This window comes from Citrobacter sp. CK202, from assembly GCF_030333225.1.
GTDB lineage: Bacteria > Pseudomonadota > Gammaproteobacteria > Enterobacterales > Enterobacteriaceae > Citrobacter_B > Citrobacter_B koseri.
On record NZ_JAOWGI010000028.1, the window covers coordinates 195,620 to 212,026 of the forward strand.

14 protein-coding genes are annotated in these 16,407 nt (G+C 53.9%); 9 read left to right on the forward strand and 5 right to left on the reverse strand.

Features of this window, described 5'->3' with window-relative positions:
* Positions 1–4: 4 nt before the first annotated feature.
* The 3 genes from tauB to tauD are packed head-to-tail and all read left to right on the forward strand — an operon-like array spanning position 5 to position 2,444.
* The gene (tauB, locus tag OGX84_RS17025) at positions 5–772 is read left to right on the forward strand and encodes a taurine ABC transporter ATP-binding subunit (RefSeq protein WP_047458565.1); all 768 of its coding nucleotides are present in this window, start codon (positions 5–7) and stop codon (positions 770–772) included.
* A complete protein-coding gene (gene tauC / locus OGX84_RS17030; protein WP_012133629.1) occupies positions 769–1,596 on the forward strand; it encodes a taurine ABC transporter permease TauC in 828 nt (275 codons plus the stop codon). The genes tauB and tauC overlap by 4 nt, the downstream gene beginning before the upstream one ends.
* Positions 1,593–2,444: a taurine dioxygenase gene (gene tauD / locus OGX84_RS17035; RefSeq protein ID WP_112002459.1), complete on the forward strand. Its 852-nt coding sequence runs from the start codon at positions 1,593–1,595 to the stop codon at positions 2,442–2,444. Before tauC ends, tauD begins: the two co-directional genes overlap by 4 nt.
* A 108-nt stretch (positions 2,445–2,552) precedes the next feature.
* On the opposite strand, the gene olsF is transcribed toward tauD, so the two are convergent.
* Complete coding sequence (olsF, locus tag OGX84_RS17040; RefSeq protein WP_112002460.1) at positions 2,553–4,268, reverse strand: bifunctional ornithine lipid synthase OlsF; 1,716 nt, start codon at positions 4,266–4,268, stop codon at positions 2,553–2,555.
* A gap of 168 nt (positions 4,269–4,436) precedes the next feature.
* Positions 4,437–5,411 (reverse strand): porphobilinogen synthase, encoded by a 975-nt coding sequence (hemB, locus tag OGX84_RS17045; RefSeq protein WP_012133626.1) that lies wholly within the window; start codon positions 5,409–5,411, stop codon positions 4,437–4,439.
* A 494-nt stretch (positions 5,412–5,905) separates the two neighbouring features.
* Between hemB and ehaB the strand changes: the two genes are divergently transcribed.
* Both ehaB and iprA read left to right on the forward strand, forming a co-directional pair.
* Positions 5,906–8,827, forward strand: coding sequence for an autotransporter adhesin EhaB (ehaB, locus tag OGX84_RS17050; protein WP_112002461.1), 2,922 nt, complete (start codon positions 5,906–5,908; stop codon positions 8,825–8,827).
* Positions 8,828–8,913: 86 nt separating this feature from the next.
* Positions 8,914–9,537, forward strand: a complete 624-nt coding sequence (iprA, locus tag OGX84_RS17055; protein WP_047458555.1) for a hydrogen peroxide resistance inhibitor IprA — start codon at positions 8,914–8,916, stop codon at positions 9,535–9,537.
* Here the strand turns inward: iprA and ampH are convergent, their stop codons facing one another.
* Entirely contained in the window at positions 9,538–10,695 is a 1,158-nt protein-coding gene (ampH, locus tag OGX84_RS17060) for a D-alanyl-D-alanine-carboxypeptidase/endopeptidase AmpH (RefSeq protein WP_049011959.1), read from the reverse strand.
* A gap of 392 nt (positions 10,696–11,087) precedes the next feature.
* On the opposite strand from ampH, the gene sbmA reads away from it, so the two are divergent.
* Both sbmA and OGX84_RS17070 read left to right on the forward strand, forming a co-directional pair.
* The gene (gene sbmA, locus OGX84_RS17065) at positions 11,088–12,308 is read left to right on the forward strand and encodes a peptide antibiotic transporter SbmA (RefSeq protein WP_047458548.1); all 1,221 of its coding nucleotides are present in this window, start codon (positions 11,088–11,090) and stop codon (positions 12,306–12,308) included.
* Positions 12,309–12,326: 18 nt separating this feature from the next.
* Positions 12,327–13,421: a DUF1615 domain-containing protein gene (locus OGX84_RS17070; protein WP_112002463.1), complete on the forward strand. Its 1,095-nt coding sequence runs from the start codon at positions 12,327–12,329 to the stop codon at positions 13,419–13,421.
* 35 nt (positions 13,422–13,456) lie between these two features.
* Here OGX84_RS17070 and OGX84_RS17075 read toward each other — a convergent pair whose 3' ends face one another.
* A complete protein-coding gene (locus OGX84_RS17075; RefSeq protein WP_024130611.1) occupies positions 13,457–13,765 on the reverse strand; it encodes a YaiY family protein in 309 nt (102 codons plus the stop codon).
* Between the two features lie 267 nt (positions 13,766–14,032).
* On the opposite strand from OGX84_RS17075, the gene OGX84_RS17080 reads away from it, so the two are divergent.
* Positions 14,033–14,245, forward strand: coding sequence for a DUF2754 family protein (locus OGX84_RS17080; protein ID WP_024130610.1), 213 nt, complete (start codon positions 14,033–14,035; stop codon positions 14,243–14,245).
* A 105-nt stretch (positions 14,246–14,350) separates the two neighbouring features.
* Here the strand turns inward: OGX84_RS17080 and ddlA are convergent, their stop codons facing one another.
* The gene (ddlA, locus tag OGX84_RS17085) at positions 14,351–15,448 is read right to left on the reverse strand and encodes a D-alanine--D-alanine ligase (RefSeq protein WP_047458545.1); all 1,098 of its coding nucleotides are present in this window, start codon (positions 15,446–15,448) and stop codon (positions 14,351–14,353) included.
* 106 nt (positions 15,449–15,554) lie between these two features.
* Here ddlA and OGX84_RS17090 point away from each other — a divergent pair, with 106 nt between their 5' ends.
* Complete coding sequence (locus tag OGX84_RS17090) at positions 15,555–16,238, forward strand: extensin-like domain-containing protein (protein WP_112002464.1); 684 nt, start codon at positions 15,555–15,557, stop codon at positions 16,236–16,238.
* The last annotated feature ends 169 nt before the right edge of the window (positions 16,239–16,407 follow it).

Below are 16,407 nucleotides of genomic sequence, written 5' to 3' on the forward strand. Positions count from 1 at the left end.
GCGGATGCTGCAAGTTTCCCATCTCTTTGCCGATTACGCCGGTAAACCGGCGCTGGAAGATATCAATCTGACGCTCGACAGCGGTGAGCTGTTAGTGGTGCTGGGCCCGTCAGGGTGCGGGAAAACCACGTTGCTGAATCTGATCGCCGGTTTTCTGCCTTATCAGCACGGCACGATCCAACTGGCGGGCAAACGGGTCGATGGGCCGGGTGCGGAGCGCGGCGTCGTCTTTCAGAACGAAGGGCTGCTGCCCTGGCGCAACGTGCAGGATAACGTTGGGTTTGGCCTGCAACTGGCAGGAGCAGACAAAACCCGGCGTCAGCACGTTGCGCAGCAGATGCTGAAAAAAGTCGGGCTGGAAGGGGCGGGAAAACGCTTTATCTGGCAGCTTTCCGGCGGGCAGCGCCAGCGTGTCGGCATCGCCCGCGCGCTGGCGGCCAATCCTCAACTTCTGCTGCTGGATGAGCCTTTCGGCGCGCTGGATGCTTTCACCCGTGAGCAGATGCAAACGCTGCTGCTGAAACTCTGGCATGAGACCGGCAAACAGGTGTTGCTCATTACGCATGATATTGAAGAGGCTGTGTTTATGGCGACGGAGCTGGTGCTGCTTTCTCCTGGCCCCGGTCGCGTGCAGGAACGGCTGTCGCTTGATTTCGCCCGCCGCTTTGTGGGGGGCGAATCCTGCCGCAGCATTAAATCCGATCCGCAGTTTATCGAGACGCGGGAGTATGTGTTAAGCCGCGTCTTTGAACAACGGGAGGCCTTCTCATGAGCGTGGTCATCAACGATAAGCTGCGTCAACGCGGGTTGAAATGGCGCTGGCCGTTCTCTCGTCGCATTACCCTGAGTATCAGCACATTAGCGGTGATTCTGGCCGTGTGGTGGAGCGTAGCGGCGTTGCAGTTAATCAGCCCGCTGTTTCTGCCGCCGCCGGGGCAGGTGCTGCAAAAACTGATCGCCATCGCCGGGCCGCAAGGGTTTATGGACGCCACGCTGTGGCAGCATCTGGCGGCGAGCCTGACGCGCATTCTGCTGGCGCTGCTGGCTGCCGTGATTATCGGCATTCCGGTGGGCATTGCGATGGGGCTAAGCCCAACGATACGCGGCATTCTCGATCCGATCATTGAACTCTACCGACCTGTTCCGCCGCTTGCGTATTTACCGCTGATGGTGATCTGGTTCGGGATTGGCGAGACCTCCAAGATCCTGCTGATCTATCTGGCGATTTTCGCCCCGGTCGCCATGTCGGCGCTGGCGGGCGTCAAAAGCGCGCAGCAGGTTCGCATTCGTGCGGCGCAGTCGTTAGGCGCCGGACGAGTACAGGTATTGTGGTTTGTGATTCTGCCCGGCGCGCTGCCGGAGATCCTCACCGGGTTACGCATTGGCCTGGGCGTGGGCTGGTCGACGCTGGTGGCGGCTGAGCTGATTGCCGCCACCCGGGGTTTAGGGTTTATGGTGCAGTCCGCCGGGGAATTTCTGGCAACCGACGTGGTGCTGGCGGGGATCGCGGTGATTGCGGTGATCGCGTTTATTTTAGAACTGGGTCTGCGTGCGCTTCAGCGCCGCCTGACGCCCTGGCATGGAGAAGTACAATGAGTGAACGTCTGAGCATTACCCCGCTGGGGCCGTATATTGGCGCGCTGGTTTCCGGCGCGGATCTGACCCGCCCGCTGAGCGATAATCAATTCGAACAGCTGTATCACGCGGTGCTGCGCCACCAGGTGGTTTTTCTGCGTGAACAAGCCATTACGCCGCAGCAACAGCGCGCGCTGGCACAGCGTTTTGGCGATCTGCATATTCATCCGGTCTATCCCCACGCCGAAGGCGTCGAAGAGATTATCGTGCTGGATACCCATAACGATAACCCGCCGGATAACGATAACTGGCACACCGATGTGACCTTTATTGAGACGCCGCCAGCAGGGGCGATTCTGGCGGCAAAGGAACTGCCCTCTACCGGCGGGGATACGCTATGGACCAGCGGCATTGCCGCATATGACGCGCTTTCCGAACCGTTTCGCCAGTTGCTGAGCGGTTTGCGAGCGGAGCATGATTTCCGTAAATCGTTCCCGGAATACAAATACCGCAAAACTGACGAGGAGCATCAGCGCTGGCTTGAGGCGGTAGCAAAACATCCGCCTTTGCTGCATCCGGTGGTGCGTACCCATCCGGTGAGCGGCAAACAGGCGCTGTTTGTGAATGAAGGCTTTACTACGCGGATTGTCGATGTGACGGAGAAAGAGAGCGAGGCGCTGCTTGGATTCTTGTTTGCGCACATCACAAAACCGGAGTTTCAGGTGCGCTGGCGCTGGCAGCCTGATGACGTAGCCATCTGGGATAACCGCGTCACCCAGCATTATGCCAACGCTGATTACCTGCCGCAGCGGCGCATTATGCACCGGGCGACGATTCTGGGAGATAAGCCGTTTTATCGCGCACCGTAATAGATAACCACACTATTCGGTTAGGGAACGGTTAGGGAAATTCAGGCCTGGTAAGAGTAGCGCCATCAGGCACGATGTGGCACCGCGCCGGATGGCGGCGTAAACGCCTTATCCTGCCTGGAAACCCAAATGCGCGCCAATATAGCGCTGATACCTGTTTGCCTTCAGATAGGTTAAATCGACCAGCACCAGACCATCCACGCAGTTGCTGAATGCCGGATCGTTACCGAAATCAATAAACTGCACGCCGCCGGGGTCGCAAAGTTCGGAGTACTGTTTGTAGAGCGGGGGAATACCGCAGCCCAGATTGCCGAGCAACGATTTCAGCCGCGTCAGATCGTCGTTGTAGCTTTTGCCTTCAAACTGCGCCAGTACGTCCGGCAATGACGCGGGGTAGGGCTGGCGTGATATCGCCAGCGGGTGCGTCGGCGGGAACCACAGGCGATAAAAGGCCACCAGTAAATCCCGCGCATCCGCAGGCAGACCGCCGGAAATAGACACCGGGCCGAACAGGTATCGGTATTGCGGATAGCGCGCCAGATAAGCGCCAATGCCAGACCAGAGATAGTCCAGCCCGCGACGTCCCCAGTAACGCGGCTGGATAAAACTGCGACCCAGCTCAATGCCGTGCCGCATCACTTGCGCCATCTGCTCGTCGTAATGGAACAAACTGTAGCTGTAAAGCCCTTCTATGCCATGTTTTTCCTGCTGCTGCGCGCAGGGAATGAACCGATAGGCGCCAACAATTTCCAGATCGTCTTCATCCCATAAAATCAGGTGCAGATAGTCGTCATCATAGCGGTCGGTGTCCCGACGCTTTCCGCTGCCTTCGCCAACCGCGCGAAAGGCGATTTCACGCAGCCGCCCCAGTTCCCGCAGGATGGGGACATCCTCTTTGCCGTTGCGCTGCCAGAGGTAAATGTGCTTCCCGTCGGCGGTGTGCCCAAGGCATTCCGCCTGGGCGAGATCGCGTTTGAGGTGCGCTCTGTCTTCTGCGCGGGCTATCGTACTTTCGGTGGTGAATAACCCGGGGCGCCCTTTACCTAATGCCGCGACGTGCTGACGGCATTTTTCGGCCTGCTCGCGGACGTTGGTTTTCGTGGCGGACCACTGTGTCCAGGCGATTTGTTGGCCGATGCGGAGCGGCAGGCTGCTGCGACGCCGACGAAACATCTGCTGCATCAGGAGCAGCAATGCGAAGGTGGGGGACACCAGGCTGCTGGCGTAAAACAGCGAGCTGTTACGCGCGTTGATATGTACGGGAAGCAGCGGCGTGCGGTATTTCTCCGCCACCCGGATAAACCCGGAATGCCATCGGCCTTCCCTGATTCCCTGCGATGTGAAGCGCGCTACTTCGCCCGCCGGAAAGAAAATTAACGCTCCGCCAGCCTGTAAGTGCGCATCTATCTGTTGTAGCGATGATTTTGGCGTGCGCCCGCCGATGTTGTCCACGGGAATGAAAAGTGAGCTGAGCGGTTGCAGATGTGAGAGCAGGCGGTTGGTCACTACTTTCACGTCACGGCGCACACGCGAGATGGCATACAGCAGGGCCAGCCCATCAAGCGTGCCTGTCGGGTGGTTGGCAATGATGACCAGCGGGCCATGTGAGGGGATGTTTTCGAGGTCGTGTGCGGGGATATCGCAGCGTATTTCAAGGTGTTCGAGAACCTGTTCCACCATGTCCACCCCTTTCAGATGGGGATGGCGGGATGCAAATTGCTGAAATTCTTCTTCATACAGCAACCGCCTGAGCAGATTTTTTTGCCAGGGCGTCGGCCTCGCCTGAGGCCACAGGTCGTCGAGTACGTTATCGAGACTAAACATAGCGGCTCCTCCTCCCGTCCTGTGCTGACAGTAGAAGGTACAAATGTCGTTTGTATGACGATGAGGTGACGTTTTGTGACAGTGCCGGATGGCGGCACCCGGCCTACAGATGTCAATCCCGTAGGCCGGATAAGCGCGGCGCCAGCAGGCACCGCAGGTCAGAAAGGATTAACGCAGGATTTTTTTCTCCGCCAGATCCAGCGCGAAGTAGCTGAAGATCAGATCCGCGCCCGCGCGTTTGATCGAGCCTAAGCTTTCCAGCACCACTTTCTCTTCGTCGATCGCGCCCGCCATTGCGGCGAATTTGATCATGGCGTATTCGCCGCTGACCTGATACGCGCCGAGCGGTAATTCGGTACGATCGCGGATATCACGCAGAATATCCAGATAAGCGCCAGCAGGTTTCACCATCAGGCAGTCCGCGCCCTGCGCTTCGTCGAGCAATGACTCGCGAATCGCTTCACGGCGGTTCATCGGATTCATTTGATAGGTCTTACGATCGCCTTTCAGTGCCGTACCGGCCGCTTCACGGAACGGGCCGTAGAAAGAGGAGGCGAACTTGGTGGAGTAGGACATGATGGCTGTATCCGTAAACCCGGCGGCATCCAGCGCCTGGCGAATCGCCTGCACCTGACCGTCCATCGCGGCGGAAGGGGCAATAAAATCAGCGCCCGCAGCGGCGGCGACCACCGCTTGTTTACCGAGGTTCGCCAGGGTTGCATCGTTGTCGACGCCGTGTTCGCACAGCACGCCGCAGTGACCGTGGGAGGTGTACTCACAGAAACAGGTGTCAGACATCACGATCATTTCTGGCACGGTTTGCTTGCAGATGCGCGACATGCGCGCCACCAGGCCGTCTTCTTTCCAGGCATCGCTGCCGGTGTCGTCGGTATGGTGGGAAATGCCGAAGGTCATCACTGAACGAATGCCGGCGTTGGCGATGCGTTCAATCTCGCGCGCCAGGTGTTTTTCAGGAATGCGCATGACGCCAGGCATGGCGTCGATCGCTTTGTAGTCGTCGAGTTCTTCTTCAACAAAAATCGGCAACACCAGGTCGTTTAAACTGAGTGTTGTCTCTTCAAACATGGCGCGCAGCGCAGCGGATTTGCGCAGGCGACGGGGGCGTTGGATTAGGTCTGTCATGGTATGCCTGATGTTTGTGGAATCGAAACGTCGAGTATACCTGAACCTGCCGCGAGGTGTTTTACGAAAGTTGTCCTTATGTGAAGTATTGCGGGTTGCTGTTAATGAAGCGATTAAATATTCGCAATTAGTATTTCTATGAATAAGATTATTTTTGTTAGTGATACATTTATTTCTGGTTTTAATTTTATTAAATGTTGTTTTAAGCTCTTCTGTCCTTTATTTATTGGTGATTTCTTTATTTCTTCATCATATATCATTCAGTTAAATAAGTGACTTCTATTTTCATTTCTAATTTATTGAAAACTGGCGATTTAAAAAATATCTGTGATTTTGCTGGTGGTTTTTTAATTGTCCGCTTTCGGACATTAAACAAAGAATAATTGAACCTTTCAATGCTGACGCCGCATAATCGACCTGCGAAACATAAAATGTTTTCTATGCATTGATAATTGATGGATCAACTATATTACGTCCCTGAGGAGGGATGACAAATGCACTCCTGGAAAAAGAAACTTGTAGTCTCACAATTAGCACTGGCCTGCACTCTGGCAATCACCTCTCAGGCAAATGCTTCTACGGATATTTCTGGAACCACCTACACAACATTCAACCACTATAACGACGCAACCTACGCTGATGGTGTTTATTATGATGGTTACGTAGGCTGGAACAACTACGCGACCGATAGCGTTTATAACGGTGATATTTATCCGGTTATCAACAACGCTACCGTTAACGGCGTAATCTCAACCTACTATCTGGATGATGGTCTTTCTACCAACACCAACAGTAATAGTCTGACAATCAAAAACAGCACCATTCACGGGATGATCACCTCTGAGTGCATGACCACTGATTGCGTGGGTCGCGATGCGACCGGTTATGTTTATGACCGTCTGGCGCTGACTGTTGATAACTCAACCATCGATGATAACTACGAGCATTATACCTATAATGGCACGTACACTGATGGTACGGCGGATACGCATGTTGTTGACGTTTACAACCTGGGTACTGCGATTACGCTGGATCAGGAAGTTGACCTGGTCATCAAAAATAATTCCCACGTTGCGGGTATTACGCTGACTCAGGGTTATGAGTGGGAAGACATTGACGATAATACCGTTAGCACCGGCGTCAACAGCGCTGAAGTGTTCAACAACACCGTCACGGTGACTGACTCTACGGTGACCTCTGGCTCATGGTCAGATGAAGGGACTTCCGGTTGGTTCGGTAACACCAACAACGCGAGCGATTACAGCGATTCTTATACTGCTGATGACGTGGCGATTGCGGCGATTGCGCATCCGAATGCGGATAACGCAATGCAGACCACTGTTAACCTCAGTAATTCTACCCTGATGGGCGATGTTGTTTTCTCCAGCAACTTTGACGAAAACTTCTTCCCGAACGGGGCGGATACTTATCGTGATACGGACGCTGACCTGGACACCAACGGCTGGGATGGCACTGACCGTATGGATGTTACGCTGAACAACGGTAGCAAGTGGGTTGGCGCGGCAATGTCCGTACATCAGGTCGATTCTGATGGCGATGGCGTGTACGACAGCTTTGCTGCGGGCACCGATGCCACTGCGACGCTGATCGACATTGCGGCTAACAGCCTGTGGCCTTCCTCCACTTACGGCATTGACAATAATGACACCGCGTATGGCGAAGATGGTCATGTTGTTGGTAACGAAGTCTATCAGAGCGGCCTGTTCAATGTGACGCTGAACGGTGGTTCACAGTGGGATACCACGAAAACCTCGCTGATTGATACGCTGAGCATCAACAGCGGTTCCGTCGTGAATGTGGCAGACTCTGATCTGGTTTCTGACAGCATCTCCCTGACCGGCGGCGCGGCCCTGAATATCAATGAAGATGGTCATGTTGCAACTGATGAACTGACAATCAACAACAGTACCGTCACGATTGCTGATGATGTGTCTGCTGGCTGGGGCGTGTACGATGCCGCACTGTATGCAAACACCATCAACGTCACCAACAACGGCGTTCTGGATGTGGGCAACAGCACCGCGTATGCGCTGCAAGCTGATACCCTGAATCTGACCAGCTACACCGATGCTAACGGTAACGTGAATGCCGGTGTCTTCAACGTTCACAGCAACAGCTTTGTGCTGGATGCCGATCTGACTAACGATCGTACTAACGACATCACTAAGTCTAACTACGGCTACGGTGTGATCGCGATGAACTCTGATGGTCACCTGACCATCAACGGTAATGGCGATGCCTGGACTGGCGATCAATCTGAAGTCGATAACGCGGGTGATAACGTTGCTGCGGCAACCGGTAACTACAAAGTGCGTATCGATAACGCGACCGGTGAAGGTTCTGTCGCTGATTACAAAGGCAAAGAGCTGATCTACGTTAACGACAAGAACAGCAAAGCCACCTTCTCCGCAGCGAACAAAGCTGACCTGGGGGCATACACCTATCAGGCTCAGCAGGAAGGCAACACTGTTGTTATGCAACAGATGGAACTGACCGACTACGCGAACATGGCGCTGAGCATCCCGTCTGCAAACACCAATATCTGGAACCTGGAACAAGACACCGTTGGTACTCGTCTGACCAACTCTCGTCATGGTCTGGCTGATAACGGCGGCGCATGGGTGAGCTACTTTGGCGGCAGCTTTGATGGCGACAACGGCACCATTAACTACGATCAGGATGTGAACGGCATCATGGTCGGTGTTGATACCAAAATTGACGGTAACAACGCTAAATGGATTGTCGGTGCGGCGGCTGGCTTTGCGAAAGGTGACATGAGCGACCGTACCGGTCAGGTGGATCAGGACAGCCAGTCTGCCTATATCTACTCTTCCGCTCGCTTTGCCAACAATGTCTTTGTTGATGGTAGCCTGAGCTATTCTCACTTCAACAACGATCTGTCTGCCAACATGAGCAACGGCCAGTACGTTGATGGCAACACCTCTGCGGATGCGTGGGGCTTTGGTCTGAAACTGGGTTATGACTGGAAACTGGGCGACGCTGGCTATGTCACGCCGTACGGTAGCATATCCGGCCTGTTCCAGTCCGGCGACGATTATCAGCTCAGCAACGACATGAAAGTTGACGGTCAGTCTTATGACAGCATGCGTTATGAACTGGGTGTTGATGCAGGTTATACCTTCACCTACAGCGAAGATCAGGCGCTGACGCCTTACTTCAAGCTGGCCTATGTTTATGACGACGCGAATAACGACGCCGACGTAAATGGCGATTCCATCGATAACGGCGTAGAAGGTTCTGCGGTACGTGTTGGTCTGGGCACTCAGTTCAGCTTCACCAAAAACTTCAGCGCTTATACCGATGCCAACTACCTCGGTGGTGGTGATGTCGATCAAGACTGGTCCGCGAATGTGGGCGTTAAATATACCTGGTAATTGTTTTTCATGATGAAAACGCAGGTGATTTAATCAAAGGAAATGCCCGTCATGGATATGGCGGGCATTAATGTAAGGATGCGCATATGCTGTCTCTGAATAAACCACTTCAGGAATTTAGTAAGCTCGATAAGTGCCTGTCTAAATACGGCACGTACTTTGAATACGCCGATGAAAAGCAGGTTGTCTATTCGAATGATGCCAATCAAGGCGATACGTTTGTCATTTTAGACGGTCTCATCTCTTTGCGCAGAGGGGAGAACGTGCTTATGGGGATAACGCAGGCTCCCTTTATTATGGGTATTGCTGATGGCGTGATGAAAAATGATATCGAATATAAATTAGTCACGGAAAGTCGTTGTACCGGTTATTTTCTTCCTTCTTCCCACGCGATAAAAATCCTTGAGCAACACCAGTTATGGCGTGAAGCCTTTTGCTGGCTGGCATGGGAAAACAGAACTCTGGAACTGCGCGATCTGCAATTAATTGGCAACAACTCGTATGATCAAATTCGGGCGACGTTGATCGCGATGGTTGACTGGGATGAAGGGTTGCGAGCGCGTATTGGCGTGATGAACTACATTCATCAGAGAACGCGAATTTCCCGTTCCGTAGTGGCTGAAGTGCTCGCCGCGTTACGCAAAGGGAACTACATCGAAATGAAAAAAGGCAAACTGGTCAATATCAACCATTTGCCTTCAGAGTATTGATCAGGACGCTGGCACGATCAGCGGTTTATTTCCGCTCAATTCTGTTACCAGGTCGTTGATGCCATCGCTCATATTAGTAAATCGCGTAAGCGGTGAGCGAGTGACGACCACAAAAGCGCCAACGTTGTGTTGCGGAATCATCGCCATATAGGTGATGAAACCACCGCCGCCGCCGGTTTTTTGAATAATCCCCGGGCGTCCGTTTTTAGGCGCCATATAGACCCAGCCTAAGCCCAGCGCATCGGCTTTGCCCGGCACGTCCATACCTGTCACCCGTGTGAGCTGAGTTCGCTGATAAATCAGCGTCTGCATACGATCGGCCTGATTACTGCGATGATAAAAGTCGGATGAGAGATATTGCTGCATCCAACGCATCATATCTCCCGGCGTGGAATAGACGCCGCCGCTGCCAATTGCCGCCAGCGTGTTGTTACAGGGACTGGCCCCTTTCTCCGCCACCATCAGGCGCTTGCACTGATCGGGGGAGGGGGTAAAGGTTGTGTCTTTCATCCCCAATGGGCGCGTAATCTGTTCTTCAAATAACTGCGTGTAGGGTTTGCCGGATGCGGTTGCCAGCGCGTCAGCCAACAGATCAAACGCAAGGTTGGAATAAGACGCCTGCGAGCCAGGAGCCGCTTTTAGCGTTGCGGTAGAGAGGTAGCTCCAGCGCTGTTCGCGGGTTGGCCAGACAAATACCGGGCGATGCGGCGCGCCGCCGGGTTGCTCACGCGGCAGGGCGCTGGTATGGGTCGCCAGATTCACCAGGGTGATAGGCGTTCCGTTGTAGGTCGGTACGCGCGCCCCGGGCGGGGCATACTTGCTCAGCGGGTCGTGTAATTTCACCGTCCCCTGATCGAGCAGTTTGACCAGCATCTCGCTGGTCATGAGTTTCGTGATAGACGCAATGCGAATAACGGAGTCCAGTTGAGGATGTACGTTATTGCCGGGGCGAGTCTCCCCGAAACTGCGGAACACGCGTTGATTACCATCAATCACCACCAGCGCCATTCCCGTCGCGCCGCTGCCGTAAAAGATATGGTTGGCATAACGATCAACGATATCGGAAGCGAAAACCGGATCGGTGATTGGCTGTGCCGCCTGGACAGATGTCAATGACGCCGCGCACAGCACGGCAGAAAAAAGCAGACTACGTTTCAACGGTTGTGTCCATCAGTTAAATGAAAAAACTATGCGTATTTATACTACCTGGCGGCGCGTTGCAAAGCGCTAAAAAGACAATAATAGTGTGAAAAACGTAACGACGAGTAAACAGGGCATTTTTTCCCAATCGCGAATGTCCGCTTTTGTGATCCCGCGCTTGTGGTAACCTTGGTCGGTTTTTGGGTTTCGCCTTCCTGTTGCCGTTGAAGGGAGCCGAAACTCGCTGAAACAATTCTGAAAAAACGATGTGCGAACTAAGCTGGCGAATACGGGTCACAATGCTCGGTTTCCGTCGCGGTTTTGTTGGGTCAGGCCCGTCTTGTCGCGCTCAGCGCTGCGGCAAAAGCACAGCAGTCGTCATAACGATAAGAAGTTAGCAGGAGAGCATCATGTTTAAGTCTTTTTTCCCAAAGCCGGGGCCGTTTTTTATCTCGGCGTTTTTTTGGGCGCTTGTCGCCGTCATTTTCTGGCAAGCGGGCGGAGGTGCCTGGGTTGCGCATCTTACTGGCGCTTCCGGTGATGTTCCCATCAGTGCCGCACGCTTCTGGTCGCTGGACTACCTGATTTTCTACGCATATTACGTCCTTTGCGTCGGATTGTTTGCGATGTTCTGGTTTATTTATAGCCCGCATCGTTGGCAATACTGGTCGATTCTGGGCACCTCGTTGATCATCTTTGTGACCTGGTTTTTGGTGGAAGTGGGCGTGGCGGTTAACGCCTGGTACGCGCCGTTTTACGACCTGATCCAGACGGCGCTGAGCTCGCCGCATAAGGTCACTATCGAACAGTTTTACCGTGAAGTCGGCGTGTTCCTCGGGATAGCGCTGATTGCCGTAGTGATTGGCGTGATGAACAATTTCTTCGTCAGCCACTATGTGTTTCGCTGGCGTACCGCGATGAACGAGCACTACATGGCGCACTGGCAGCATTTGCGCCATATTGAAGGCGCCGCGCAGCGTGTGCAGGAAGATACGATGCGTTTTGCCTCTACGCTGGAGAATATGGGCGTAAGCTTTATCAATGCCATCATGACGTTGATCGCCTTTTTACCCGTACTGGTTACGCTGTCTGCGCACGTACCGGACCTGCCGATCGTCGGGCATATTCCTTATGGGCTGGTTATCGCGGCTATCATCTGGTCGCTGATGGGAACAGGATTGCTGGCCGTGGTGGGGATCAAACTGCCGGGGCTGGAGTTTAAAAACCAGCGGGTTGAGGCCGCTTACCGTAAGGAGCTGGTCTACGGTGAAGACGACGCCAGCCGCGCTACGCCGCCCACCGTGCGTGAGTTGTTCAGCGCGGTGCGCCAGAACTATTTCCGCCTCTACTTCCACTATATGTACTTCAACATTGCGCGCATTCTCTATCTACAGGTGGATAACGTTTTCGGTCTGTTCCTGCTGTTTCCGTCGATTGTTGCCGGTACGATTACGCTGGGCCTGATGACGCAGATTACCAACGTGTTTGGTCAGGTGCGCGGTTCCTTCCAGTATCTGATTAACTCCTGGACCACGCTGGTGGAACTGATGTCCATCTATAAACGTCTGCGCAGCTTTGAGCGCGAACTGGATGGGCAGGATATCCAGGAAGTGACGAATACATTTAGCTAACAAACAAAAGGAAACGTTATGTCGGCGGCGTCCCGTCTTTACCCTTTATCATTCCTGGCTGCCTTGGTGCTGGCAGGGTGTAGTAGCCAGCCTTCGCAACCGCTGAAAAAAGGGGAAAAACCTGTCGATGTGGCAAGCGTGGTGCGCCAGAAAATGCCCGCCAGCGTAAAAGACAGGGACGCGTGGGCGCAGGACATTGCAAAGACCTTCGAAAGCCAGGGGCTGGCGCCAACGGTTGAGAATGTCTGCTCGGTGCTGGCGGTGGCGCAGCAGGAGTCTAACTATCAGGCGGACCCGGTGGTGCCGGGGTTGAGCAAAATCGCCTGGCAGGAGATCGACAGGCGTGCTGAGCGGATGCATATCCCCGTTTTTCTGGTGCATACCGCGCTGAAAATTAACTCCCCGAACGGAAAAAGCTACAGCGAACGTCTGGACGCGGTGAAAACGGAAAAACAGCTCAGCGCGATTTTTGATGATTTTATTAATATGGTGCCGATGGGGCAGACGCTGTTCGGTTCGCTTAATCCGGTGCATACCGGCGGGCCGATGCAGGTCAGCATCGCCTTTGCCGAACGGCACACAAAAGGTTATCCGTGGACCATGAACGGGACGGTTCGCCAGGAGGTCTTTAGCCGCCGTGGCGGACTGTGGTTTGGAACCTGGCATCTGTTGAACTATCCGGCGAATTACAGCGCGCCTGTATTCCGTTTTGCTGATTTTAATGCCGGTTGGTACGCCAGTCGTAATGCGGCATTTCAGAATGCGGTCAGTAAAGCCAGCGGCGTTAAGCTGGCGCTGGACGGCGACTTGATTCGTTATGACAGCAAAGAGGCCGGGAAAACGGAACAGGCAATCCGTAAGCTGGCGGGCAAACTGGACATGAGCGACAGCGCGATTCGACGTCAACTGGAAAAGGGAGACAGCCTCGCTTTTGAGGAGACGGCGTTGTACGAGAAAGTGTATAAGCTGGCGGAAGCCAAAACCGGTAAGGCATTACCGCGCGAGATGTTGCCAGGTATTCAACTGGAAAGTCCGAAGATCACCCGTAATCTCACTACCGCGTGGTTTGCTAAACGTGTGGACGAGCGTCGGGCGCGTTGTATGAATTTGTAGGCCGGATAAACCTGGCGTCATCCGGCACAGGAGGGTTACTGATGACGGTGACGCCAGCGCAAAATTACGGCAATGACGCCAAAAATCAGGCAACCTGTCAGGAAAGGCACCAGTCCGAAAATGGTGCCGACGCCTAATCCAATTTCCACGCGGGGGCGTCCGGTCTCTTGCATCTGCATCAGATGTTCATAAACGCCAGGCGCGTGAACCAGAAGGTTCAGGATCTGCGCCCCTGCCCAAAAGCAAAACAGCACAAACACGGCATAGGCGATATTACCTGGCGTGGAGGAGGTATCTCGATGTTTCCCGCTAAACAGGGATTTTGAGAGGGTAAAGTCAGCCATAAAGACCTCCGGGATAGTCTTCTGCACGAATCTGGCGTCATGCCAGCGGCTTATCGTGAAGTCTGACAGGTCATCGTGTTTGTCAATATCAGAATGATGGTAATTTCACTCAGGGATGACTCCTGGATTGCGGATTTTTTGTCTGGTGTCACAATTTTGTTACTTTGATCTAAATTGATTAACATTTGAGAAATTCCGCACAGGCCACAGACGCTCAGGCAGAAATGTGCGAGGATGATTTTTTATTGTTTTAGCGTCGGAGCTGTCATGAACCTGCCTGTAAAAATTCGCCGTGACTGGCACTATTATGCTTTCGCCATTGGGCTGATCTTTATTTTGAATGGCGTGGTGGGGTTGTTGGGCTTTGAAGCAAAAGGATGGCAAACCTACGCGGTAGGCCTGGTGACGTGGGTATTCAGTTTCTGGCTTGCCGGGCTGATTATTCGTCGCCGTGAGGATGATAAAACCGAAGAAGCTTAATGCGGTAGTGTGCCGGATGGCGGCATCGGCCTACGGGCGTAAAACGCCGTAGGCCTGATAAGCCAAAGCGCCATCAGGCGATCAACACCAGATGGCGCATCGTCATCATGACATGCTGGTTTTCAGGGCGTTATCCGCCGCATGACGTTCCAGCGCCAGTTCAATCAGACGGGTAATCAAATCGGTATACCCTAAGCCACTTGCCTGCCAGAGTTTCGGGTACATGCTGATGTTGGTGAATCCCGGCAGCGTATTGATCTCGTTAATCACCACCTCGTTTTCCGCCGTTAAGAAGACGTCCACGCGCGCCATTCCCGCACAACCTAACGTCTGGTACGCCTGAATGGCGATCTGGCGGATCTTGTCGTTCACCTCTTGCGGGATTTGGGCGGGAACCACGACCTGCGCCCCGTTGTCGTCGATATATTTGGTGTCGTAAGCGTAAAAATCACTGTTCAGGACGATCTCGCCGCAGGTGCTGGCCTGCGGGTGATCGTTGCCCAGCACGGCGCACTCGATCTCACGGCCTTTGATCCCTTGCTCAACAACCACTTTGTGATCGAATTCGAACGCCAGCGCAACGGCCTGTTCATATTGCGCTTCGCTGGTGACTTTGCTGACGCCCACAGAGGAGCCCTGATTTGCGGGTTTCACAAACAGCGGCAGACCCAGCCGGGACGCCACTTCCGCAAAACGGATCGCATCGCGATTCGCGCGAGTCAGCGTAATAAACGGCGCGATGTTCAGCCCGGCATCGCGCAGCAGACGTTTGGTGACGTCTTTATCCATGCAGGCGGCGGAACCCAGCACATCGGAGCCGACAAACGGTAAATTCGCTACGCGCAGCATCCCTTGCAGCGAGCCGTCTTCCCCCAGCGTGCCGTGTACGATCGGGAAAATGACGTCCACCGTCGGCAACGGCTGGCCGTTCTGTGCGTCAATTAACTGGTGTTCGTGTTTGCCCGGAACCTGCGCCAGGCTGGTAGAAGAGGGGCGCAGCGTAATGTGCGCGGGGTCGTTTGCATTCAGCAGATAGTTTTCGGCATCGCTGACATGCCATTGCCCTTGTTTATCAATGCCTAACAGCACAACGTCAAAGCGGGCTTTGTCGATGGCATCGACAATATTTTTTGCCGATTGCAAAGACACTTCATGTTCCGCTGATTTACCACCAAATACGATACCTACCCGCAATTTTGCCATCTTAAAAACCCATTCCATCGAACGCAAAGCGTATACATTACCACGACAAAACGTCGGATTCGCGGGCTTCTGCCATAATGTTTAAGGGAATCAGAGAGGAGGGGGCGTGAAAGGTAAGGGTTGGCTTGCGATTGTGCTGCTGGGGGCCGTGGGGGTGGTGGGTTACCGCTCTCTTCCGTCGCATTACAATCCTTTTGTTCCCCTGCAACTGTCCGATCCTCCGGGCTGGCTCACCAAATTCAAACTACAGCGTCTGACGCCGCAACAGTGCCAGGGATTACTTGAGCAGGCCAATCGCCAGGGAATGATCTCGTCGCAACCCGTTGCTGACAGCGCGGGCGAATGTCCGCTGTCAGACGTGGTACGGGTCAGGCATTTTGGCTCCGTGTCGTTGAGTAGCAGTTTCCTGGCCTCTTGCCCGCTGGCGCTGAGTTCTGCGCTGTTTGTGGCGCGCCAGGCGAAACCGCTAACCCAGTCGTTTATGGGCAGTCAACTGATCCGTATTGAGCACCTTGGCAGCTATGCCTGTCGCAATATCTATCACCGGGCGGATGCGCGTCGCAGTGAACATGCCAGCGCGCAGGCGTGGGATATCAGCGGTTTTCAACTGGCGGACGGTCGAAAAGTTACGGTTCTGCGGGGATGGAAGGATGAGAAAACCGCCCCCTGGCTGCGCGCGATGCTTAACGGCAGTTGCACTTATTATGGCAATGGACTGGGGCCGGAGTACAACGCCGCGCACGCCAACCATTTCCATCTCGGTATGCGCGGATACGGGCTTTGTCGTTGAAGCATAAATCCCTGTTCTGAGCGGATATATAATGTGACATATTTCACAAATCTGATGAACGGGGAGATAAAATAGCAAAATAGAGGTTACCGCATCTCTGGAACCGCTTCTGCTGGCGCAACTTGCTAAGCTGGTGAGCGTTTTCAGCTATTTATCGTTATGAGCACTT